The organism is Paraoerskovia marina DSM 21750, from assembly GCF_000701465.1.
GTDB classification, from domain to species: domain Bacteria; phylum Actinomycetota; class Actinomycetes; order Actinomycetales; family Cellulomonadaceae; genus Paraoerskovia; species Paraoerskovia marina.
Window position 1 is genome coordinate 262,335 of record NZ_JNIY01000005.1, and the last position, 21,473, is coordinate 283,807.

The 21,473-nt window shown below is 69.3% G+C and carries 22 protein-coding genes and 2 pseudogenes; 10 read left to right on the plus strand and 14 right to left on the minus strand.

Annotated features, from left to right (window positions below):
• Window positions 1-36: 36 nt before the first annotated feature.
• Window positions 37-1,845, plus strand: a complete 1,809-nt coding sequence (locus Q343_RS0110220) for a chloride channel protein (protein WP_081829764.1) — start codon at window positions 37-39, stop codon at window positions 1,843-1,845.
• On the opposite strand, the gene Q343_RS0110225 is transcribed toward Q343_RS0110220, so the two are convergent.
• From Q343_RS0110225 to Q343_RS15185, 9 genes are all read right to left on the minus strand, one after another.
• Window positions 1,842-2,399 carry an NUDIX hydrolase gene (locus Q343_RS0110225; RefSeq protein WP_043109956.1) on the minus strand — a complete coding sequence of 186 codons (558 nt, stop codon included), beginning with the start codon at window positions 2,397-2,399 and terminating at the stop codon, window positions 1,842-1,844. The two genes, Q343_RS0110220 and Q343_RS0110225, sit on opposite strands and share 4 nt — an antisense overlap.
• 88 nt (window positions 2,400-2,487) lie before the next feature.
• Window positions 2,488-3,396, minus strand: coding sequence for a pyridoxal 5'-phosphate synthase lyase subunit PdxS (gene pdxS / locus Q343_RS0110230; protein WP_029253494.1), 909 nt, complete (start codon window positions 3,394-3,396; stop codon window positions 2,488-2,490).
• Between the two features lie 73 nt (window positions 3,397-3,469).
• Window positions 3,470-4,123 (minus strand): hypothetical protein, encoded by a 654-nt coding sequence (locus tag Q343_RS0110235; protein ID WP_029253495.1) that lies wholly within the window; start codon window positions 4,121-4,123, stop codon window positions 3,470-3,472.
• Window positions 4,120-5,313 carry a glycosyltransferase family 4 protein gene (locus Q343_RS0110240; protein WP_081829774.1) on the minus strand — a complete coding sequence of 398 codons (1,194 nt, stop codon included), beginning with the start codon at window positions 5,311-5,313 and terminating at the stop codon, window positions 4,120-4,122. Before Q343_RS0110240 ends, Q343_RS0110235 begins: the two co-directional genes overlap by 4 nt.
• Before the next feature lie 8 nt (window positions 5,314-5,321).
• Complete coding sequence (locus Q343_RS0110245; protein WP_155990708.1) at window positions 5,322-6,287, minus strand: phosphatidylinositol mannoside acyltransferase; 966 nt, start codon at window positions 6,285-6,287, stop codon at window positions 5,322-5,324.
• Entirely contained in the window at window positions 6,284-6,913 is a 630-nt protein-coding gene (gene pgsA / locus Q343_RS0110250) for a phosphatidylinositol phosphate synthase (RefSeq protein WP_029253498.1), read from the minus strand. Before pgsA ends, Q343_RS0110245 begins: the two co-directional genes overlap by 4 nt.
• Complete coding sequence (locus tag Q343_RS0110255; protein WP_029253499.1) at window positions 6,913-7,473, minus strand: HIT family protein; 561 nt, start codon at window positions 7,471-7,473, stop codon at window positions 6,913-6,915. The genes pgsA and Q343_RS0110255 overlap by 1 nt, the downstream gene beginning before the upstream one ends.
• Before the next feature lie 2 nt (window positions 7,474-7,475).
• Window positions 7,476-9,443: a threonine--tRNA ligase gene (thrS, locus tag Q343_RS0110260; protein ID WP_248616811.1), complete on the minus strand. Its 1,968-nt coding sequence runs from the start codon at window positions 9,441-9,443 to the stop codon at window positions 7,476-7,478.
• Window positions 9,444-9,571: 128 nt separating this feature from the next.
• Window positions 9,572-9,718, minus strand: a complete 147-nt coding sequence (locus Q343_RS15185; protein ID WP_155990709.1) for a hypothetical protein — start codon at window positions 9,716-9,718, stop codon at window positions 9,572-9,574.
• Window positions 9,719-9,892: 174 nt separating this feature from the next.
• On the opposite strand from Q343_RS15185, the gene Q343_RS0110270 reads away from it, so the two are divergent.
• From Q343_RS0110270 to Q343_RS14905, 5 genes are all read left to right on the plus strand, one after another.
• The gene (locus Q343_RS0110270) at window positions 9,893-10,213 is read left to right on the plus strand and encodes a DUF3467 domain-containing protein (protein WP_052367103.1); all 321 of its coding nucleotides are present in this window, start codon (window positions 9,893-9,895) and stop codon (window positions 10,211-10,213) included.
• Between the two features lie 217 nt (window positions 10,214-10,430).
• A complete protein-coding gene (gene nrdD, locus Q343_RS0110275) occupies window positions 10,431-12,644 on the plus strand; it encodes an anaerobic ribonucleoside-triphosphate reductase (protein WP_052367104.1) in 2,214 nt (737 codons plus the stop codon).
• Window positions 12,637-13,212 carry an anaerobic ribonucleoside-triphosphate reductase activating protein gene (gene nrdG, locus Q343_RS0110280; RefSeq protein ID WP_052367105.1) on the plus strand — a complete coding sequence of 192 codons (576 nt, stop codon included), beginning with the start codon at window positions 12,637-12,639 and terminating at the stop codon, window positions 13,210-13,212. The genes nrdD and nrdG overlap by 8 nt, the downstream gene beginning before the upstream one ends.
• A gap of 234 nt (window positions 13,213-13,446) precedes the next feature.
• Window positions 13,447-13,767: a transposase gene (locus Q343_RS0110285; RefSeq protein WP_029253504.1), complete on the plus strand. Its 321-nt coding sequence runs from the start codon at window positions 13,447-13,449 to the stop codon at window positions 13,765-13,767.
• Window positions 13,768-14,220: 453 nt separating this feature from the next.
• Complete coding sequence (locus Q343_RS14905; RefSeq protein ID WP_162175481.1) at window positions 14,221-14,649, plus strand: IS3 family transposase; 429 nt, start codon at window positions 14,221-14,223, stop codon at window positions 14,647-14,649.
• Window positions 14,650-15,052: 403 nt separating this feature from the next.
• On the opposite strand, the pseudogene Q343_RS14035 reads toward Q343_RS14905, so the two are convergent.
• The 4 genes and pseudogenes from Q343_RS14035 to Q343_RS15465 form a co-directional block, all read right to left on the minus strand.
• Window positions 15,053-16,060, minus strand: a pseudogene (locus Q343_RS14035) (IS481 family transposase).
• A gap of 59 nt (window positions 16,061-16,119) precedes the next feature.
• A complete protein-coding gene (locus Q343_RS0110300; protein ID WP_029253505.1) occupies window positions 16,120-16,554 on the minus strand; it encodes a hypothetical protein in 435 nt (144 codons plus the stop codon).
• Between the two features lie 5 nt (window positions 16,555-16,559).
• Window positions 16,560-17,036, minus strand: coding sequence for a toll/interleukin-1 receptor domain-containing protein (locus Q343_RS15460; RefSeq protein WP_211248995.1), 477 nt, complete (start codon window positions 17,034-17,036; stop codon window positions 16,560-16,562).
• 18 nt (window positions 17,037-17,054) lie between these two features.
• On the minus strand, window positions 17,055-17,348 hold the full coding sequence (locus Q343_RS15465; protein WP_211248994.1) for a DUF1883 domain-containing protein: 294 nt from the start codon (window positions 17,346-17,348) through the stop codon (window positions 17,055-17,057).
• A gap of 134 nt (window positions 17,349-17,482) precedes the next feature.
• Here Q343_RS15465 and Q343_RS0110310 point away from each other — a divergent pair, with 134 nt between their 5' ends.
• The 4 genes and pseudogenes from Q343_RS0110310 to Q343_RS15610 form a co-directional block, all read left to right on the plus strand.
• A complete protein-coding gene (locus Q343_RS0110310; protein WP_029253506.1) occupies window positions 17,483-18,400 on the plus strand; it encodes a NaeI family type II restriction endonuclease in 918 nt (305 codons plus the stop codon).
• Window positions 18,397-18,924, plus strand: a complete 528-nt coding sequence (locus Q343_RS15470) for an HNH endonuclease (RefSeq protein ID WP_052367106.1) — start codon at window positions 18,397-18,399, stop codon at window positions 18,922-18,924. The genes Q343_RS0110310 and Q343_RS15470 overlap by 4 nt, the downstream gene beginning before the upstream one ends.
• A complete protein-coding gene (locus Q343_RS15475) occupies window positions 18,925-19,212 on the plus strand; it encodes a hypothetical protein (protein ID WP_052367107.1) in 288 nt (95 codons plus the stop codon). It abuts the gene before it with no gap.
• 103 nt (window positions 19,213-19,315) lie between these two features.
• A pseudogene (locus Q343_RS15610) lies at window positions 19,316-20,141 on the plus strand (IS5 family transposase); the annotation flags it as partial.
• A gap of 34 nt (window positions 20,142-20,175) precedes the next feature.
• Here the strand turns inward: Q343_RS15610 and Q343_RS0110330 are convergent.
• Window positions 20,176-21,404, minus strand: a protein-coding gene (locus Q343_RS0110330) for an IS3 family transposase (protein ID WP_407946453.1) whose coding sequence is annotated in 2 segments (ribosomal slippage) — window positions 20,176-21,089 and window positions 21,089-21,404 — 1,230 coding nt in all. Because the reading frame shifts where the segments join, the coding sequence is not laid out codon by codon here.
• Between the last annotated feature and the right edge of the window lie 69 nt (window positions 21,405-21,473).

Sequence of the window (21,473 nt, forward strand, 5' to 3'; positions counted from 1 at the left end):
GCCGTAGCCTGGCCGGTGTATTGATACATTCATTGCATGCCTACACGTCTCCTGCACGGTCTCCGCACACGAACAGCGGCGAGCATTCGTGTCGGAACCGTCGGGATCGTCGCCGTCACGGTCGCCGTCGGCGCGGTGACCGGACTCGCCGCCGTCGGGTTCCGATGGCTCATCACGGAGACGACCACGCTCTTCAGCGGCACGGCCGACTTCTCGGCCGCGGCACCCGGCACCCACCCCGGATACGAGGGCGTGAGCTGGCTCGGCCCCTGGTTCGTCGTCCTCGTCCCGGCGGTCGGCGGCCTGATCTACGGACCGCTCGTCTATCGCTACGCCCGCGAGGCCCGCGGCCACGGCGTCCCGGAGGTCATGCTCGCCGTCTCCCGGAACGGCGGCCGCATCCGCCCTCGCGTCGCGGCGGTCAAGGCTGTCGCCTCGGCGATCTGCATCGGCTCCGGGGGCAGCGTCGGACGGGAGGGACCGATCGTCCAGATCGGGTCCGCGCTCGGGTCGGGGATCGCCCAGGCCCTGCACCTGCCCCTCCATCGCGTGCGCACCGTCGTCGCGGCCGGCGCGGCGGCGGGGATCGCCGCGACGTTCAACGCCCCGGTCGCCGGCGTACTGTTCGCCATGGAGCTGATCCTCCGCTCGTACTCGGCGGGGTCGTTCGGCCTGGTCGTGGTCGCCGGCGTCGTCGGATCGATCGTCTCGCGCGCCCTCGTGGGCGACGCACCGTTCCTCGACCTGCCCCCGTTCGCCGTCGACAGTCCCTGGGCCTACCTGGTCTTCGCCGCGCTCGGTGTCCTCGCCGGACTCGTCGGCGTGGTCTTCGTCCGGTTCCTCTACGCCACCGAGGACTTCTGCGACAGGATCTGGCGCGGGCCGGAGTGGGCCCGCCCGGCCGTGGGCGGCCTTGTGCTCGGGGTCGTCCTCCTGGTGCTGCCCCAGATGTACGGCGTCGGGTATCCCGTCCTGGAGGCGAGCGTGGCCGGTCGGTACGCGGTCGGGTTCCTCGCGCTGCTCCTCGTCGGCAAGGTCGTCGCCACGAGCCTGACGCTCGGCATCGGCGGCTCGGGCGGCGTCTTCGCACCCTCGCTCTTCATCGGTGCCGTGCTCGGTGCGTCCGTCGGGCAGGTCGTGCACGCTGTCGCCCCGGACCTCGCGCCCTCGCCCGGGGCGTTCGCGATCGTGGGGATGGGCGCCGTCTTCGCCGGGACCGCCCGCGCGCCGCTGACCGCCGTCATCATGCTCGTGGAGCTCACGGACCAGTACTCGGTCGTGCTGCCGCTCATGCTCGCGATCGTGCTCGCGACCGGGACGAGCAGGCTCTTGAGCTCCGACACGGTGTACACCCTCAAGCTGCGCCGGCGAGGAGTCGTCCTCGACGGGCACCCGGCGGACCAGATCCTCCACGACGTCCCCGTCCGGACGGTGATGGAACCTGCGCCCTCCTCCGTCACGTCGTCGACCCGCGTGAGCAGCGCCACCCGGCTCCTGCTCGTCAGCGGCCGCACGACGCTTCCCGTGTGCGACGAGGGTGCGCTCGTCGGCCAGTTCCGTGCCGACGCGGCCTCGGAGGTGCTCGAGCTCGACGACGAGGCGACCGAGGCACGGGTCGGCGACGCGGTGGACGACGTCGCACGGATCCCCGTCTCCTCGACGCTGTTGGAGGCTCTCGAGGCGCTACGCCGCTTCCCCCACGACGAGGGCGGGGCCGTGACGGACGGCGAGGCGCTCGTCGGATGGCTCTCGCACCGCACGGTGCTCGCCGCGCTCTCGGCCGCACCGTCCGCCGACCGCGCAGCAGGCCCCGGGAACCGGAGCCTGGCAGCGGCGCAGCGCTAGCCGCCCCCGGTCCCCAGGTGACGCACGACGCCGTCCCACCCTGCCCCGAGAGAACGCACCAGGTCGGGCAGCTCGGCCGGAAAAACCTCGATGTCGACGGTCTCCAGGTCGGTCGCGGACCACCAGCGCACGTCGTCGACCACCTCGCGCTCGACGGCGGTCCACCCGTCCCGGCTCAACGCACCGGCGCTCTCGCGCGAGACCCGGGCGACGAAGATCTCCTCGTCCTGGCGACAGTGCTCGGCGAAGAAGTCGAACAGCGCGCTGCGCCGGACGACGGGCCCCTCGAGATCAGCCTCGGCGAGCACGATCCCGGTCTCCTCGCGGACCTCGCGCACGGCGGCGGCGCACGCCGACTCGCCCGGGTCGATCCCGCCGCCGACGGTGAACCACCACGACCGGCCCGGCTGGTCGACGTCGTGCCCGCGCACGAGCAGCACCCGGCCGTCCGGGTCCAGCAGGATCACGCGCGCGGCGCGTCGGTGCCGCAGACCGTCCGGTCCGGGCACCCAGTCGGCTCCGAGGACGGGCCGGCGCGGAGGAAGGTCGACCATCGGGCCAGGCTACGGGTTCCATGCCCGGCCGACGCGCGACGACGCCCCCGGACCGTCCGGTCCGGGGGCGTCGTCGATCAGGGTGTCGTCACCAACCGCGCTCGGCGAGCCGGTGCGGCTCCGGGATCTCGTCGACGTTGATCCCGACCATCGCCTCGCCGAGACCGCGCGACACGTTCGCGATGACGTCGGGGTCGTCGAAGAACGTCGTGGCCTTGACGACGGCCGCGGCACGCTCGGCCGGGTTGCCCGACTTGAAGATGCCGGACCCGACGAAGACGCCCTCGGCGCCGAGCTGCATCATCATCGCGGCGTCGGCAGGGGTCGCGATGCCGCCCGCGGTGAAGAGCACGACCGGGAGCTTGCCTGTGGCCGCGACCTCCTTGACGAGCTGGTACGGCGCCTGGAGCTCCTTGGCGGCCACGTAGAGCTCGTCCTCGGGCAGGGACGCGAGCGCGCGGATCTGCTGGCGGATCTGACGCATGTGCGTCGTCGCGTTCGAGACGTCACCGGTGCCGGCCTCGCCCTTCGAGCGGATCATCGCCGCACCCTCGGTGATACGACGGAGCGCCTCGCCGAGGTTCGTCGCACCGCAGACGAACGGAGCCTTGAACGCCCACTTGTCGATGTGGTTCGCGTAGTCGGCCGGAGTGAGGACCTCGGACTCGTCGATGTAGTCGACACCGAGCGACTGCAGGACCTGCGCCTCGACGAAGTGGCCGATGCGCGCCTTGGCCATCACCGGGATCGAGACGGCCTCGATGATGCCGTCGATCATGTCCGGGTCGCTCATGCGCGACACGCCGCCCTGGGCGCGGATGTCGGCCGGGACACGCTCGAGAGCCATGACGGCCACTGCACCGGCGTCCTCGGCGATCTTCGCCTGCTCCGGCGTGACGACGTCCATGATCACGCCGCCCTTGAGCATCTCCGCCATTCCACGCTTCACGTGCGCGGTCCCGACGTTCGTGCCCTCCGGGGTGGTCTCGTTCGTCACCACTACCTCACCTTCACTCTGCTGGTCGTGCGATCGCCCCGCGGACGCCGCCGGACCATCGTACGCGCCGCGATCACCCGCCGACCACGCTGACCGACCCGTGGTCGAGCCCGTCCGGGAGCGCGTCGTCGAGGTCGACGGTCACGGGCATCGGTGCGTGTCCGGCCAGTCGCAGGAGGCGCACCGACCAGTGCCGCCGGTACTGGCGCGCGTGCGCGACAGCCATGTTGTGGAAGCGCCGCGCGAGCTGTGCGCGGTACCACGCGGCCCCGAGCGCGTGGATCAGCGGCGCGGCGTCGGGGTCCTCGGCGAGCGCACGGATCTCGTCCGGGTCGCCGAGAGCCGTGCGCAGGAGCTCCGACAGCTCGCTCTCCGCCCGGACGCGAGACTCGGCGACCGACCCGTTGAGGCCGGCGCGTACCGAGCGCACGGACTCCTCGTCGAGGTCGGGCAGCGCGAGCGCGAGCTCGTTCCGCGCGTCCTCTGCGTCCTGGGTCACGGCCGAGGCCGCCTCGGCCACGAGCAACGAGCTGGCGGGGTCGAGGACGCCGGAGCCAGCCAGCTCCGTCGCGACGGCCGCGCGGCGGACAAGCTGGGCGTCGAGCGCCAGACGGGAGGCGACGACCTTGCGGTGGATCCGATCCAGCCGCGTCGCGGCGACGACCCCGACCCACGTCAGGACCGCGACCACCGCGATGACGACGATGGCCGTCTCGGCCCCGGTCATGCGTCGTCCTTGATCCGTGCGCGCTGTGTCAGGCGCGAGAGGAGCGTGCGCCGCGAACCGACGTCGCGGCCGGCCTCGCTCGTCGCGAGAACGGTCTCGTAGACGGCGACGATCCGGTCGGTGACGCTCGACCAGTCGAACTGCTGGACGAACTGCGTCGCGCCGGCGCGGCGTTCGTCGGTCTGCTCCGGGTGGTCGAGGGCGTCGAGGACCGACGTGGCGAGAGCCTCGCTGTCACCCGTCGCGAACAGGCCGCCAGCCGCACCGTCGTCGAGCACCCGTCGGAACGCTCCGAGGTCGCTCGCGACCACCCCGGCCCCGGCGCTCATCGCCTCGACGAGGACGATGCCAAAGCTCTCACCACCGGTCTGGGGGGCGACGTAGAGGTCGACCGACGCGAGCATGGACCGCTTGTCCTCGTCGCTCAGGCCGCCGAGGAACTCGACGGCGGACGCGTTCTCGCCGAGATCCGCGAGCGCCTGCTGGTGCCCGGCGTCGCCCCGCCCGGCGACCAGGATCCGCGCGCCGGGATATCTGGCGAGGATCGTCGGCACGGCGCCGGTCAGCACGGGCAGTCCCTTGCGGGGTTCGTCCAGACGTCCGAGGAACGCGACGGTCGGCCGCTCGGGTGTTCCCTGCCAGCGTGCCGCGGGCTCGGCGTCGGCGAACTTCTCGACGTAGACGCCGTTGGGGATGACGACGGCGTCTCCCCCGAGGTGGTCGATCAGCGTGCGACGGGCGTCCTCGGAGACCGCGATCCGCGCGTCGATCTTCTCCAGGCTCGACCGGGCGAGCGGGTTGGCAAACTGGAGCGCACGCGATCGGACGAGCGACGTGTGGAACGTGCAGACGACGGGGCACGTGGCGGCCCAGAGGGCGAGCATGCTCAGGCTGGGGGTCATCGGCTCGTGCAGGTGCAGGACGTCGAACTGCCCCGCGTCGAGCCATCGGCGGACCTTGGCGTTCGCACGAGGCCCGAAGGTGAGCCGGGCGACGGACCCGTTGAACCGGACGGGGACGGCCTTGCCGGCCGAGGTCACGTAGTCCGGGACGGGTGTGGACTCGTCGGCCGGGGCGAGGACGTCGACCGAGTGTCCCCGCTCCATCAGTTCCTCGGCGAGGTCGCGGATGTGGAACTGGACTCCCCCGGGCGCGTCGAAGGAGTAGGGGCAGACGATGCCGATCCGCAGCGGCCGGGTCATCCTGCGCCTCCTTCGTCGGCGGGTGTCCGACGCCGGATCTCGGCGTCGCGGTCGGCGTCGAGGTCGTCGACGAACACACGCTGCAGCATGTGCCAGTCCTCCGGGTGCTCGCGGATCCCCTCGCCGAGAAGGTCCATCCAGGCCTGGGTGATCGCCTGGATCTTCTCAGCACGGTGCACGTCAGGGATCTCGACGCGCCGGAACTCGATCACCATTCCCCAGGGCGACCGTGCGGCACGGCGTGCCGTCCCGTGGAGCCGTTCGGAGTAGAGCACGGCGACGAACAGGGGTGCCCCGGTGGCGGCCGCGAGCGCCCCGGGCCCCGCCGCGGCACGAGCGCGCTCGCCGAGCAGGTCGACCTCGATGCCGCTGGCGGTCAGGTCACGGTCGGCCAGGAGGGGAAGCACCCGGCCCGGGGCCCCGGCGGCGCGCGTGAGGTCGCGGAACACCCCGACGTCGCCGAGGGCCATGATCTCGATCCCGACGGCGTTGCGGAGCGCGACGAACTCGTCGAAGAGCTCGGGCGGTTCCAGCCGCTCCGCGACGGTCAGCACCGGCGCGAGGTGGCGCGCGGCCCACGCACCCGCGAGGTCCCAGTTGCCCAGGTGGCCGAGCGCCAGGAGAGGTGAGCGTCCGGCGGCGAGCTCGGCGCGCACGGCGTCGGCCCCGCGGGTACGCACCCGGGCGTCGACGACGTCGTCCCCCAGGTGCGCAAGCGTGAGCACCTCGCTGTAGTACCGCATGTAGCTGCGCATGCCGGCGCGCGAGAGCCTGCGGATCTCGTCGCCGGAGGCCTCGGGACGGGCGCGGCGAAGATTGGCCTCGAGACGTCGGACCCCCGCCGTCCGACGCCACCAGACGTAGTCGGCACCGAGACCGAACGCCCCGCGCAGGACGGGCGCGGGCACCCGGTGGGCATGCTTCCAGGCGAGGAGGAACGCAGAGCGGGCGATACGGATCACCCGGTCCGCGGCGTCGGGTCGGGCTCCGCCGTCGCGAGCTGGCGCCGGACGACCAGGATGCGCTGGACGACCGTGACGGCACTCGCGGCCGCGAGCAGGGTCAGCATGCCCGTCAGGAGCAGCTGGTCGACGCCGATCCCGACGAATCCCGAGGCCACGAGGGCGAGGACGAGGCGGTCCGCGCGAGCGGCGATGCCGACGCTCGCGGTCGCCCCCAGGCTCTCGGCCTTGGCACGCGCGTACGGCACCACCCCGCCGAGCGCCAGGCACGCGAGCGCCGCGCCCATGCCCCAGACGTCGTCCACGGACCAGCACCACAGCAGGAGGCCGGCGAAGACCGCGGCGTCGGCGAGCCGGTCGAGCGTGGAGTCGAGGAACCCGCCCCAGGTGCCCGTCCGTCCGGCCTGGCGCGCCATGTTGCCGTCCAGGACGTCCGAGAAGGCGAAGACCATGACGGCCATCGTCCCCGCGAACAGGTGGCCCGTGGGGAAGAGCCAGAGCGCACTGACCATGACGCCGAGGGTGCCGACGACGGTGACGGCGTCGGGGCTCACGCCCCACCGCAGGAGGAGTGCGCCGAGCGGGGTGAAGATCCGGGTGGTCAGCCCGCGGAGCCTGCCGAACATCAGTCCCCCTCCGGCCAGGCTTCGGCGAACCGTCGCCGGGTGTCGGCCAGGAGCTCGGGCACGGCCTTCGTCTGGCCCACGATCGGCAGGAAGTTCGCGTCGCCGAGCCACCGCGGCACGACGTGCTGGTGCAGGTGCGCGGCGATCCCCGCGCCCGCGACGTCGCCCTGGTTCATCCCGAGGTTGAAGCCCGCGGGCGAGGAGACCGAACGGACCACGGTCATCGCCGTCTGCGTCATCTCCGCCAGCTCCACGGTCTCCGGCGCGGTCAAGTCGGTGTAGTCGGCCACGTGCCGGTACGGGCAGACCAGCAGGTGTCCCGAGTTGTAGGGGTACAGGTTCAGGACGACGAAGCAGTGCTCCCCGCGGGCGACCACAAGCGCGTCCTCGTCGTCCCGCTCGGGCGCACGGCAGAACGGGCAGGCGTTCGCCGAGGCGTCCTCGGGCTTGTCCTGCCCCCCGATGTACACCATGCGGTGCGGGGTCCACAGACGCTCGAGGGAGTCGTCGGCCGGCGGGAAGTCACCGGCCGCGTCGACGCGGGGTCCAGGCGCTGCCATCGTCAGACCTGCACGCGGTCGCGTACGGCCGCCACGACCCGCTCGACGGCCTCGTCGACCGGCACGGAGTTCTCCTGCGTACCGTCACGGAAGCGGAACGAGACCGCGCCGGCCTCGACGTCCTCACCCCCGGCGATCATCACGAACGGGATCTTCTGCGTGCTCGCGTTGCGGATCTTCTTGCCGAACCGGTCGTCGGACACGTCGACGTCGGCCCGGATGCCCTGCGCGCGCAGCCGGCCGACGATCTCCTCCAGGTAGGCGTTGAAGGGCTCGGCGACCGGGATCGCCAGCACCTGGACGGGGGCGAGCCACGCGGGGAAGGCGCCCGCGTAGTGCTCGAGCAGCACGGCGAAGAAGCGCTCGATCGACCCGAAGAGTGCACGGTGGATCATCACCGGACGCTGACGGGTGCCGTCCGCGGCCGTGTACTCGAGCTCGAACTTCTCGGGGAGGTTGAAGTCGAGCTGGATGGTCGACATCTGCCAGGTGCGACCGATCGCGTCGCGTGCCTGGACGGAGATCTTGGGACCGTAGAACGCGGCGCCCTCCGGGTCGGGCACGAGCTCGAGCCCCGAGGCGGTGGCGACCTCCTCGAGGGTGCGGGTCGCCTCCTCCCAGACCTCGTCCGAGCCGACCGACTTCTCCGGGTCCCGCGTGGAGAGCTCGAGGTAGAAGTCGTCGAGCCCGTAGTCCTTGAGCAGGTCCAGCACGAAGGTGAGGGTCGTGGTGAGCTCGTCCTTCATCTGGTCACGGGTGCAGTAGATGTGCGCGTCGTCCTGGGTGAACCCGCGCGCGCGGGTCATGCCGTGCACGACGCCCGACTTCTCGTACCGGTACACCGTCCCGAACTCGAACAGCCGCAGCGGCAGCTCGCGGTAGGAGCGCCCGCGGGAGTCGAAGATCAGGTTGTGCATCGGGCAGTTCATCGGCTTGAGGTAGTAGTCCTGGCCCGGCTTGACGACGGCGCCGTCGTCGTCGAGCACCTCGTCCAGGTGGATCGCCGGGTACATTCCCTCGCGGTACCAGTCGAGGTGGCCGGACGTCTCGAACAGCTGCCCCTTGGTGATGTGCGGGGTGTTGACGAACGAGTAGCCTCCCTCGACGTGCTTGCGCCGGGAGTAGTCCTCCATCTCGTTGCGGATGATGCCGCCCTTGGGGTGGAACACCGCAAGCCCGGAGCCGATCTGGTCCGGGAAGGAGAAGAGGTCGAGCTCGGAGCCGAGACGACGGTGGTCGCGCCGTTCGGCCTCGGCGAGCCGGTCGAGGTAGGCCAGCATCTCGTCCTTGGTCGGCCAGGCGGTGCCGTAGACACGCTGCAGCTGGTCGTTCTTCTCGCTGCCTCGCCAGTAGGCGGCGGCGCTGCGCATGAGCCGGACCCCGTTGCCGATGAGCCTGGTGCTGGGCAGGTGCGGGCCGCGGCAGAGGTCCTTCCAGACCACCGTCTCGCTCTCGCGACCGGCACCGCGGACGTTGTCGTAGATCGTCAGCTCGCCGGCACCGACCTCGACGGAGGACCCGTCGTCGTCGCTCGCGCCGCCCTTGAGCCCGATGAGCTCGAGCTTGTACGGCTCGTCCGCGAGCTCTGCGCGCGCCTCGTCCTCGGTCACGACACGACGACGGAAGGTCTGACCCTCCTTGATGATGCGCGCCATGGCCTTGTCGAGCTTCTTCAGGTCCTCGGGGGTGAAGGGCGTCTCGACGTCGAAGTCGTAGTAGAAGCCGTCGGTGATCGGCGGGCCGATGCCGAGCTTCGCGTCGGGGTCCACCTGCTGGACCGCCTGGGCGAGCACGTGGGCCGCCGAGTGGCGCAGGACGGAGAGCCCGTCCGGAGAGTCGATCGTGACCGCCTCCACGACGGCGCCCTCGGGCAGCGGCTGGTCGAGGTCGCGGAGCTCGTCGTCGACCCGGACCACGACCACCTCGCGCCGTCCGGCGAACAGGTCGGCGCCGGTGGTGCCCGGCGTCATCGTCGTCGCCTCACCGTCGACGGTGACGGGTACGGCGGACACATCGGGCTGCGACACGGAAATCTCCTCGAGATCGACAGGGGCGCCACCGACCGGCGGCGCCCCTGATCCTACCGATCCCTGGCGGGTCAGTCGTTGTACTTCTTCGCCTGCTCCTTGATCTGGTCCACCTTGTCGTCGACGTCGTCCGGCGTCCTGTCCTTGATCTGCTCGGCGACCTGGTCGACGCGCTCGTCGGTCATGGCCTCTTTCGCCTTGTTGAAGATGTCGCTCACGGTCAACCTCCTGCGTCCGGGACGGCGAGGCTCGTGCCCCGCTCCTCTCCACGCTAGGCCGGAAACGTCGCCCTCACCCGGCAGGCGTCGGAGATCTGAGCAACGTCCCGTTCGCCCCTGGTGCGCTGCCCTGCCCGACGCCGTAGCGTCGCCCACGACACCGAGGAGGCACTCATGGACCAGCCGGCAGAACGCCAGCAGCGCAATCTTCAGATCGACCTGCCCGTGGAGAACGAGGCGGGCGTCCCCGCCGACTTCGCCCGGTTGTGGCACACCCAGTCGACGTTCGTCATTGACTTCGTCGCGATGAAGTCGCCACCGATCTCGCGGCGCGACCCCGAGACGGACCGTGAGGTGTCGGACCTGCCCGTCAAGGTCGTCTCGCGCATCCGCATCCCTCCGGAGCAGGTCTTCGAGCTGGCGAGCGCCCTGACCAAGCAGCTCGACGCCTGGGAGCGCGAGACGGGGCGTCGCCAGTCGGGCCCGAGCGCCTGACGTCCGGCGGGCCGCACCGGCGCACGCCCGACATTCTGACACCACACCTATTTTCGACAGATCCTCCGCAGCCCGATGCGGCGGACGATCTGACAGGCCTTCTCCCGGCAGCACGCGTCGACCACTACATCTAGTATCAGATTCAGATCGACCCACTAGATGATGTGAATCTCGATGCCCCTCGCGCGGCGAGGCTCGCCAAAGCCCGAGGAGAACCGTGACTGTTGTCGAGTCGGATCGTCTGTCGAACCACGGCCCCGTCGAGGGCAACGCGTCGATCGTGACAAAACGGGACGGACGACGTCTCGCGTTCGATTCGGCACGACTCGCGCGGTCGGTCCGTGCCGCGACGGAGTCCTGCGACCCCCGCGACGCCGACGTCGCGGGGCTGGTCGACAGCGTCGTGACCCGGGTCGGCGGTCACGGACGGACGGAGATCGCCGTCGCGGACATCCGCGAGGCCGTGATGCAGGGACTCGTGGCGGCCGGACTCGCCGAGGCCGCGGCCGCGTACGAACGACGGTGGGTCGAACGTGCCGCGGACCGTGCCGCCTCGACGAGCCTCGAGACAGCCCTCGACCAGCTCGACGCCGGACGCTCCACCGTCGTCAACGAGAACGCCAACAAGGACAGCAACGTCTTCAACACGCGCAGAGACCTGACCGCCGGGGCCGTCGGGAAGGTCGTCGGGCTCGGCATGATGCCGCCGCACGTCGCGAACGCCCACCAGAAGGGCGACATCCACTACCACGACCTCGACTACCACCCGTACTCGCCGATGACGAACTGCTGCCTCATCGACTTCACGTCGATGCTCGGCCAGGGCTTCCGGATCGGCAACGCCGAGGTCGAGTCCCCCCGGTCGATCGGCACCGCGACCGCCCAGATCGCCCAGATCATCGCGAACGTCTCCTCGAGCCAGTACGGCGGATGCTCGGTCGACCGGATCGACGAGCTGCTCGCGCCCTACGCCGCGAAGAACCTGGCGAAGCACCGCGCCGAGGCGGAGAGGTGGGTGAGCGAGCCCGAGCGTCGGGAGGAGTACGCGCAGGCCCGGACCCGCAAGGACGTCTACGACGCGATGCAGTCCCTGGAGTACGAGATCAACACGCTGTTCACGTCGAACGGCCAGACACCGTTCACCTCCCTCGGCCTGGGGCTCGGCGCGGGGCCGCTCGAGAGGGAGATCCAGCGGGCGATCCTCCAGGTCCGGATCGACGGGCTCGGTGCCGAGCACCGCACCGCGATCTTCCCCAAGCTGATCTTCTCGCTGCGGCGGGGGCTCAACCTCGAGCCGACCGACCCGAACTACGACATCAAGCAGCTGGCGGTCGAGTGCTCGACCCGGCGGATGTACCCCGACGTGCTCAACTACGACAAGATCGTCGAGATCACGGGGAGCTTCAAGACGCCGATGGGCTGCCGCTCCTTCCTGCCGTCCTGGACCGACCCCGACGGGAACGAGGTTGTCGACGGACGGATGAACCTGGGCGTCGTCACCCTCAACCTCCCCCGCGTCGCCCTCGAGGCCGACGGCAGCCTCGAGCGGTTCTGGTCGCTCCTCGACGAGCGGCTCGAGACCGTCCACGACGCCCTGGTCTACCGGATCGCCCGCTGCACCGAGGCGGTTCCCGGGAACGCGCCGATCCTGTACCGGTACGGAGCCTTCGGCCGACGACTCGGCCCGCACGACGCCGTCGACGAGCTGTTCCGGGACGGCCGGGCCACCGTCTCGCTCGGGTACATCGGACTGTACGAGGTGGCGACCGCCTTCTTCGGCGGCGCCTGGGAGAGCGACCCCGCCGCCAAGGCACTGACGCTGGACGTCGTCCGCCGGCTCGCCGAGGCGGCCGAGGCCTGGACCCGCACCCACGGCTACCGGTTCTCCGTGTACGCCACCCCGAGCGAGAGTCTGACCGACCGCTTCTGCCGCCTCGACACGGCCCGCTTCGGCGCCATCCCTGACATCACCGACAAGGGCTACTACACGAACAGCTTCCACTACGACGTGCGCAAGAACCCGACACCGTTCGAGAAGCTGGACTTCGAGCACCCGTACCCGCAGTTCAGCTCGGGCGGCTTCATCCACTACTGCGAGTACCCGGTGCTCGAGCAGAACCCGTCCGCGCTCGAGGCTGTGTGGGACTACGCCTACGACCGCGTCGGATACCTCGGGACCAACACCCCGATCGACCGCTGCTACGCGTGCGGCTTCTCCGGCGACTTCACGCCCACCGCCCGGGGCTTCGCCTGCCCGGGGTGTGGCAACGACGACCCGCGCACGTGCGACGTCGTCAAGCGCACCTGCGGCTACCTCGGCAACCCCCAGGCCCGCCCCATGGTGCAGGGCCGTCATGCCGAGATCTCGGCGCGGGTCAAGCACCTCGACGCCGCGGCGCCCTCCCCCGACGCAGGTCCACGAGATGCGTGAGCCCCGGCCCGACTGGCTCTCCGCCCGGGTCAGCCACGGTCAAGTCGCCGACTACAAGCCGTTCGTCTTCGTCGACGGCGAGGGCGTGCGGTGCAGCCTGTACGTCAGCGGGTGCCTCTTCGCGTGCGACGGCTGCTTCAACGAGGCGGCCTGGAGCTTTCGCTACGGCACGCCGTACACGCGCGAGCTGGAGGACCGGGTGCTCAACGACCTCGCACACCCGGCGGTCCAGGGGCTGAGCCTCCTCGGCGGTGAGCCGTTCCTCAACACCGAGGTCTGTCTCCGGCTCGCCGGGCGCGTCCGCGAACGGTTTGGGCGCACCAAGGACATCTGGGCATGGAGCGGGTACACGTTCGAGCAACTCCTGGCCGGCAGCCCGGACAAGCGAGAGCTGCTCCAGCACGTCGACGTCCTGGTCGACGGACCGTTCCGCCGCGACGAACGCGACCTCTCCCTCGCGTTCCGCGGCAGCCGCAACCAGCGGGTCCTCGACGTGCCGGGATCGCTCGTGGCGGAGTCCCCCCTGCCGTGGACACCCGGCCGGCGATCGGCGGAGACCGTCGTCTGACGCGTGCACGGCCGCACGCAAACGGCCCCTGGTCCGCGTCTCCGCGGATCAGGGGTCGTTCGTCTCGGGTGGGCGATACTGGGTTCGAACCAGTGACCTCTTCGGTGTGAATGAACTCTGACCTGGTCAAGCATGTTCAGATCGTTGAGATTCCGCCCGTGGAGGTCCGCCGGAGTGCACGAGCGGTCGTGCCGGGCCTGGTGGGGCCTTACATTCTCCGAGAGGATGAGAGTGATGGCAGAACTGAGGGAGTACCCGGACGAAGCTCGGGAGTGCGCGATCTGGATGGCGGTCGATCTGCGGCGTGATCCTGCGACGCGCAATGGCGCTTTGGCGAGGGTCGGCGAGCAACTCGGGATCAACCCCGAGACGTTGCACAACTGGGTGATACCGGCTGAGGTCGATGCTGGTCATCGGCCTGGACCTACGACGAGCGATGCGCAGCGGTTGACCGAGCTCGAACGGGAGAGCCGCGAGTTGCGCCGTGCTATCCACATTTTGCGCAGTGCGTCGGCCGTCTTCGTAGCCGACCCCGACTGCCCGTCGCCTAGGTAGTGGCCAATCTCGACTTGCACCGTCGTGAGGTCCTCGAGGGTCGTGACCTCGGGGTCACGCCGATCTGCGTGGTGCTCCAGATCGCTCTGTGCACCTACTGCGCCGCCAAGTCACGATCGCCTTCGTGGCGGTCGGTGTCCAACGCACAGCGACTCAGCGTGATCCGCAAGATTCATCAGCACAACGACGGGGTCTACGGGGTGAGTATTGTCCACGCCGAGTTGAATCGTCAGGGCCACCAGATCCCGCGCTGGACGGTCGGCGCACCTCGATCGCCGAGCGTCGTCCCAACACTCGCCCGGACCTGGTCCAACGCCAGTTCACCGCGACCACACACAACCAGCAATGGGTCGCTGCCATCACGTACTGCCGCACGCTCGTCGGCCGGGTCTACGCGGCGTGCATCGTCGACCTCCACTCCCGCCACGTCGCCGGTTGGCAACTGTCGCGTCATTGCGCGCCGACTTCGCGTTAGACGCGCTCGAGGTAGGGATCTGGTCCCGCACCCGCGAGGGCGCCGACTTGACCGGTCTGAGGCACCACAGCGACAAAGGAGTCCAGTACGCCGCAATTCGCTACACCCGGCGGCGCACGCAGGCCGGTGCCATGGCCTTGGTCGGACCGACCGGCGACTCTTATGACAACGCCATGGCTGAAGCGTGCAACTCGCTGTTCAAGGCTGAACTCGTACGAAACAGGGGTCCGTGGAAGAACATCGGCGGCCTCGAGATCGCGACCGCGGAGTACATCGACTGGCTCAACCACCGACGCCTGCACGGCGAGATCAGCCTCGTCCCACCCACCGGCTTCGCGCAGTACTACTACTACCATCACAACCCCGCTCCGACTACCGTCGAAGCGTCAGTTCCAAGTCTCCACTGACCCCGTCACGAGACATAATCCTGCTTGGACGTTGCCGTGAGGTGGCCGAATGGCTCGGCCGTGTCGCAGCGGGCCCGATGCCCAAGCACTGTCGGCTCCAGGCACGGGTCCGCGGCAGGGGTACGGCCACTACCGTCGCCGCCGCACGCGTTCGCCGCCGGATCGTTGTCGGCGAACGTCGAACCGTCCACGGTGCATGAGACCGTGCCACCGTCGGCGACTTGCATGGAACCGGTGCAGTGGTGCCGGTCACCGCGGCGACAATGCCCGCAACGATCAGGAGGAAGGGGGCCAACGGCGCGACGACGGAGGCGAAGCCGGCGACCATGACCAGGTTCGCGAGACGCCGCCCCCGACGACCGCGTCGCCGCGCGGATAGCCAAGCAGCGCGCCGATACTGCCGCTAGTTGTTCTGGTTCATGAGGTTGGTGACACAGGCCCGGAGTCGTGAGGCTGGGGGTCGGTTCCCGATGGCGGTGTGGTTGCGATGATAGTTGTAGTGGATGCTCCAGGTGGCGATCGCGACGCGTCGTTCGGCTTCGGTCGACCAGATGCGGGAGTAGAGAAGTTCTTCGGCCAGGATCCGGTTGTAGCGTTCGATCTTGCCGTTGTGCTTGGGCGTGTAGGGGCGGATCCGTTGGTGGCGTGAGGCTGCCGAGAGCACCGCGCGCACGATGTTCTTCGCCCGGTAGTTCGACCCGTTGTCGGCGATCACGCGCACGATCCGGGTGATGGCGTGCGCGGCGAAGAACGCCCGGGCGCGGGCGAAGAACCCGATCGTGGTCGCTGCGGTCTCGTTCTCGTGGGCCTCGGTGTAGGCCAGGCGTGAGTAGCCGTCGATGATCGAGTGCAGGTAGACGTATCCGGCCCTGGCGCCCTTGGGCTTCGCGCGCTGGGCGGCCTTGTCCGCTGCTGATCCGCGTCCGTGGGCACGCCACCCGCCGCCGTCAGGGATACGTCCGACCACCTTCGGCGTCGAGGTGGACCACGTACCCGGCGAACCGGGCGATGATCTTGCCCGGTCTCTTGTTGCTCTCGCCCGTGGGGTCGAGGTCTTTGCGCCGGTTGATCCCCGGGCGCACGAACCAGCGCCCAATCGTCGCGATCGAGACCTGATGGCCGCGTCCGGTGAGCTCGATGTGGATCTGGCGAGCGGCCCACTTCTTCTCGCGCCGCCACGTCTCGATCAGGTCCACGATCTCGGGTCCGAGTTGGGTCGGGCGGGCGTAGGGGCGCTGGAGCGATCGACCAGGCCCTCGGTCCCGTCGGACTCGTAGCGGGCGTTCGCCTTCGACAGGCACGCCCGCCAGATGCCGGCTTCGGCCGCGACATGGGCGATCGGGCGGGTCTGGCAGCGTTCGATCAGGCGCAGTCTTCCGGCAGGGGTCAACGGGGCGTTAGCGTCAGGCATGAGGGGTAGGTCCTTCTTGGCCGGCGGATGTAGGAGTACTTCCATCCTCCTTTCGGGATCTACCCCTTGCTCATGCCCTGGCGAGCGTCACCAACCTGCTGGGTCAGTACACCTAGCGCCGTCTCCGGTATCGGGTGCGGCGGGCAGCACAGGCCGCAGTGCCGGGTCCGCGATCCGCTGATGCTCCGGCTGTAGGTTCCGCAGTCCGGTTGCGCTGCCTGGAATGCGGCCTCGGCCGCGTCGTCTTCAGCGCGCTCCTGATCGGTGAGGTGCGTGAGCGGCGGCCGCTCACCGAGCTTGTCCGCGGCGGGAAGACCGCAGCCGCGGCAGAGCGCACCGGCCTGGGCTCCCTCTCGTGTCAGGTACATGCCCTGCTGGGCCCACTCGCGGCGTTTCGCCTCGTGCCGGAATGCCTGGGCCTCCACCTTCAGCGCCTCGGCCCGGCGGCGTTTCAGGGCACGCTCGGCTTTCTGCTCCTCGGTGAGTTTGGGCATGCGGGTCAGGCGGCGATGCTGTCGCGGACGACAGAGGCGATCTCGTCGGCGATCTCAGCGATCGTGCTGGTCGCGGTCGTGCGGGCGATCTTGTCCGCGAGAGATGGCGACTGCTGCTCGACCTCGTCCTTGGAGATCTCGTGCCAGATCGGCAGCATGCGCTGCTTCCCGGCCACCGAGAGCCCGACGATGCCGTCGAGCTCGTACTGCGGCCACCCCTTGGCGAAGAACGACTTGGAGAACACGACGATCCCGAACGAGGAGTGCGCCAGGCCGTCGTCGATCTTCCGGCGCAGGCTGTCGCCAATGCGCAACTCGCCCTTGTCGATCCATACTCGCAGGCCGCGCTCTTCCAGGGCAGCCGCCAGTGGGCTGGCGACGGCGGCCTTGTCCTCGCTGGCATGCGAGACGAAAATGTCCCACGTCTGCCCGGACTCATCCCGGGTCAGCCGGACCGGCGGCTCGGAGCGGATGCCCGACAGGGGCGCGTTCCGGGCAGGTCAGGCGACCGGCAGGGCGGGCGGCTCGACCCGGACGCCGGAGCGGACCGAGGTTGCCCGAAGCCCCGCCAGGTCGACAGTGACGTACCAGGTCCCGGTCGAGGCGACGACGATGCGGAACGGGGTCCGCTTTGCGAGCCCGCCGTAGTAACGGTGCTCGCGCCCGTTGCGGTAGCTAGTGAAGTTCGAGGAGTCCATGAGCCGGACGTTCGCCCCGGTGCTCAGCGTGACAACGACGGTCGAGCCCTTCTCGATCCTGCCAAGGTCGTACTTCATGAAGTTGGGTCCGGACATGCGCGCTTCCTCTCTCTGCGCTGAGCGCGGGCCACGCCAGCAGTGCTATAGAACCGTGCACCTCCGACATTCAGGCTGGGCATCGCGCGGCGGGGACCAGAAGTTAAGTGGGCTACGACCCCTATGGTGAAGGGGTGACCCTGATTGACCTTCCCGCACCTGCTGCTGGCCCTAGCGTTGCCGCGGTCGTGGCCGAGCTGCGCCGACTTGACCCTGACGGGACGCGGATGGCGAAGGTGTTCCGGGCCACGTTCGATCAGCTTTATGACGGCCAGCACACCGGCCGGTACAGCGTCGACCAGCTGTTCAAGACGGAGAAGACGCACTTCGGCACGCTCATCGAGATCAATCTCCAGCGCGAGCTCAAGCTCACCGACGGAGACGTGCTCGACTTCAAGATCGCCGGGCTCGAGGTCGACTGCAAGTACTCTCACACAGGCGCATGGATGCTGCCGATCGAGAGCTTCGACCAGATCATCCTCGTCACCCAGGCCGATGACCAGCGATCGGTCTGGAGCGCCGGGGTCGTGCGAGTGACCGAAGAGAACCGTCGCACGAGCGAGAACCGCGACAAGAAGACGGGCCTGAACGCACACGGCCGTACGCAGATCACCTGGCTGTTCAAGGACGCACCGATACAGCCCAACGCCCTGCTCCAGCTCCCGCCTCCCGTCGTGGCCGAGATTATGGCCGCACGCAGCGGGCAGGCCAGGCTCAACGAGCTGTTCCGCCGGGCCACCAACCGGCGCCTGTCCCGGAACATCATCGCCACGGTCGCCCAGCAAGACGACTACATGAAGCGCGTGCGCGATAACGGCGGCTCTCGCAGCGCCCTGCGCCCCGAGGGCTATCTCATCCTCGGCGGTGACTACTCCGTGCAGCGCAACCTGGCGGCCGCACTCGGCGCCACGACCCCCGAGCCTGGCGAACTTGTCAGCATCCAGGTCGTGCCCGCAACCTCGCAAGACGGCGTCGAGATCGCGGGCGGCTGGTGGAAGCTTGCCGGGCAGGAAGAGAAGATCGAATCGCCTGCCCCGGTGCTGCCACGATGAGCGAGAACGATCTCCCCGGGCCCGATAGTGACGAGCTACGGCAGCTCCTGACGCGCGAGGGCCTGCGCTCGCTGTACGAGTTCCTGTATGAGCGGCGCGCGAACCCGCCGACGATGGTGGAAATCCGGGAGCATGCCGCAGCTGAGAACGGCGAGTCACATTCGCAGACCGACCGGCGAGTCCGGGAACGACGTAACTGGTTCAAGCTGCCCGCGGTGCGCTCCGGCCGCGCGCACGTATACCGTCTCGACGGCCGCGCAGACACCATCCGGGACGGACGTGGCGGGATCTCCCCGAGGGTGCGCGGCGAGGTGCTTAGCGCGAAGCGGTGCGCACAGTACGGGAAGACCCCGGCCGACGACCACGTGAAGCTGGAAGTCGATCACAAGATCCCGCACAGTTGGGGCGGAACGGACGACATCGAAAACCTCCAGCCGCTCTGCGCACAGTGCAACCACGACAAGCAGGCGTTCTATTCATCGCTGGACCCGTTCGAGGAGCAGATCCGTGCCGCGACCTCGTAAATGGAGCCGCACCGCCGCATCGGCGAGCTGCTGAAGGCCTTCCATGCCGCCGGTGTCGATGCACCGTCGCAGGTCGTTGGCGTCGTGGCATCGATGCACCAGTGTCAAGAGGACTGGCAGAAGCGGATGCGCGAGCTGAGGGAGCTCGGCTGGGACTACGAGACCATCAAACGCAAGGAGAACGGGCGCATCCGCAGCTACTACCGGCTCACCGCGTTCACAGACTGGCCTGACGGGAACATCGCTGCGGAGTTCAAGCGCCGCGAGCGTGCTAAGAACCAGGCATAGGCAGAACGAACTGGGCTATCGCACTTGGTGGAACGCGACAGCAGGAGCAGCGGCTACGGCGTGTCTCCCATATGCGCGCTGAGGCTCGCGGCATGATCGCCGGGTGAGTTCGTCGCAGTTCCGGTCGTTGTCCGATGCGCTGTGCGAGCAGATCGAGCCGCTGCTGCCGTCGAACGCGGGCCGCCGGGGTCGTCCGTTCGGTGACAACCGGCGGGTGGTCGAAGGGATCGTCTACCGGTATCGGACGGGGATTCCTTGGCGCGATCTACCTCGGGAGGAGTTCGGCTCCTGGAAGACGGTGTGGAACCGGCACCGACGCTACGCCGAGGACGGCACCTGGGAACGGGTCCTGCAGGCACTGCTCGCTCAGGCGGACGCTGAGGGAAAGATCGACTGGGCCGTGAGTGTGGATGCGACGATCACCCGCGCCCACCAACACGCGACGAACACGACCCGCCCGGAGCAGGACACAGGGGGCGGCGTCGAACTACACGCCGAGGCCCGAGGGGTTCGTCCACAGCCCGCTCGGCGGCGAGTGTGAACCTGCCGGGCACGGCATCGGACGATCCCGCGGCGGTCTGACGACCAAGATTCATGCCGCGGTCGACGGCGGTGGGCGGCCATTGGCCGCGGTCGACGGCGGTGGGCGGCCATTGGCCGCGGTCGACGGCGGTGGGCGGCCATTGGCCGCGGTCGTCACTGGCGGGCAGCGGAACGACGGAGCGATGCCCGCCAGCGTGCTGGCCGACATCCGTGTCCCACGCCTGGGCGCCGGCCGACCGCGCATCAGGCCCGACGCGGTCCTTGCCGATCGCGTCCACTCCTCGGGTGTAACACGAAGGATGCTCACTGCCCGCGGGATCAAGGCGGTGGTCCCGCAGAAGAAGGACGAGATCGCCGCCCGCAGGCGCAGAGGATCGTTCGGTGGGCCTTGACCCCAGATAGTGGACACGCGCTGGGTGGTTAGGCGACCAGTCGCAGCGTAGCGGTGGTCGTGGTCTCGTAGGTGATCGGTGAGCGGTATCCGCACCAGGAGTGGCGGCGGCGCTTGTTGTAGTGGTTGATCCAGCGGAACACGGTCCGGCGGGCGTGTTCGGGGCCGTGGTAGGCGTGCGCGCCGGCGAGGGTTTCGCGTTTCATCGTGGCGTTGAACGACTCCGCCAGGGCGTTGTCCGCGCTGGAGCCCACGGCGCCCATGGACTGCAGCACGCCGTGGCGGGCGCAGGCAGCGGCGTAGTCCTTGGAGGTGTAGACCGCCCCATGGTCGGCGTGGAAGATCGCGTCAGTCAGGGTGCCGCGTTCACGGGCTGCGGCATCCAGGGCGTCGATGACGAGCTCGGTGCGCATGTGGTCGGCGATCGACCAGCCGACCAGTCGGCGTGAGTAGCAGTCGATCACGGTGGCCAGGTAGAGGAATGTGCCGTCACCGCAGGGCAGGTAGGTGATGTCGCCGACGTACTTGCGGTTCGCCTCGACGGCGGTGAAGTCGCGGCCCAGTAGATCGGGGTACTTGCGATCGGCGGGTTCAGGGATCGTGGTGCGTACACGTCGGCGCAGCCGCAGCCCGGGCAGAGCGTGCTGACGCATCACGCGGGCGACTCGCTTGCGGTTGACCCGCTCAGGCTCGGCGACGCCGTCGTTGAGGTCCGCGGTCACCCGCGGCGCCCCGTAGGCCTTGTCCTTCTTCTGCACCGCCACGATCCGCGCGGCCAGGGCGTCGTCAGCGGCCTTGCGGGCGGCCCTGGCGCCAGCGGTGGCGACCCACTTGTAGTACGACGAACGGGCGATCCCCATGACCCTGCACAGCCGCTTGACCTCGAAGGTGTCGCAGTGGTCGGCGACGAACTGGAAGCGGCTCACCAGTTCGTCTCCCCGGCGAAATATTTCGCCGCCTTCTTCAAGATGTCCTTCTCGGTCTCGGTGCGCTTGAGATCTGCCTCCAGGCGGGCGACCTGGGCGCGCAGCCGGGCGTTCTCCTCCTCGGCGGTCCCGGCCCCACCACCGGTGGTCGACGACGCCGTCGTCCCGGAGGCCGACCTTGTCGGCACGCCGGCTGCCTTGAGCCAGCTCGACAACGTCGCGTCGTAGACCCCGAGCTCGTCCGCGATCTGTCTGATCGTCGCGCCATCGGTGCACCGGTAGAGCTCGACCGCATCGAGGCGGAACTCCTCGGAATAGTTCTTCCTCGCCATGAGTGGATCATCTCGCTTCCTCCAGGACGAACCTGGATCAAGCGTGTCCACTATCTGGGGTCAAGGCCC

Coding starts and splice junctions, on each gene's coding strand:
- Q343_RS15465 (WP_211248994.1), bottom strand. CDS start 17,348: ATGTCCGGACCCAACTTCATGAAGTACGACCTTGGCAGGATCGAGAAG.
- Q343_RS0110300 (WP_029253505.1), bottom strand. CDS start 16,554: ATGCCCAAACTCACCGAGGAGCAGAAAGCCGAGCGTGCCCTGAAACGC.
- Q343_RS15475 (WP_052367107.1), top strand. CDS start 18,925: ATGGAGCCGCACCGCCGCATCGGCGAGCTGCTGAAGGCCTTCCATGCC.
- Q343_RS0110270 (WP_052367103.1), top strand. CDS start 9,893: ATGGACCAGCCGGCAGAACGCCAGCAGCGCAATCTTCAGATCGACCTG.
- Q343_RS0110285 (WP_029253504.1), top strand. CDS start 13,447: ATGGCAGAACTGAGGGAGTACCCGGACGAAGCTCGGGAGTGCGCGATC.
- nrdG (WP_052367105.1), top strand. CDS start 12,637: ATGCGTGAGCCCCGGCCCGACTGGCTCTCCGCCCGGGTCAGCCACGGT.
- pgsA (WP_029253498.1), bottom strand. CDS start 6,913: ATGTTCGGCAGGCTCCGCGGGCTGACCACCCGGATCTTCACCCCGCTC.
- Q343_RS0110235 (WP_029253495.1), bottom strand. CDS start 4,123: ATGACCGGGGCCGAGACGGCCATCGTCGTCATCGCGGTGGTCGCGGTC.
- Q343_RS15470 (WP_052367106.1), top strand. CDS start 18,397: ATGAGCGAGAACGATCTCCCCGGGCCCGATAGTGACGAGCTACGGCAG.
- Q343_RS0110225 (WP_043109956.1), bottom strand. CDS start 2,399: ATGGTCGACCTTCCTCCGCGCCGGCCCGTCCTCGGAGCCGACTGGGTG.
- thrS (WP_248616811.1), bottom strand. CDS start 9,443: ATGACGCCGGGCACCACCGGCGCCGACCTGTTCGCCGGACGGCGCGAG.
- Q343_RS0110220 (WP_081829764.1), top strand. CDS start 37: ATGCCTACACGTCTCCTGCACGGTCTCCGCACACGAACAGCGGCGAGC.
- Q343_RS0110255 (WP_029253499.1), bottom strand. CDS start 7,473: ATGGCAGCGCCTGGACCCCGCGTCGACGCGGCCGGTGACTTCCCGCCG.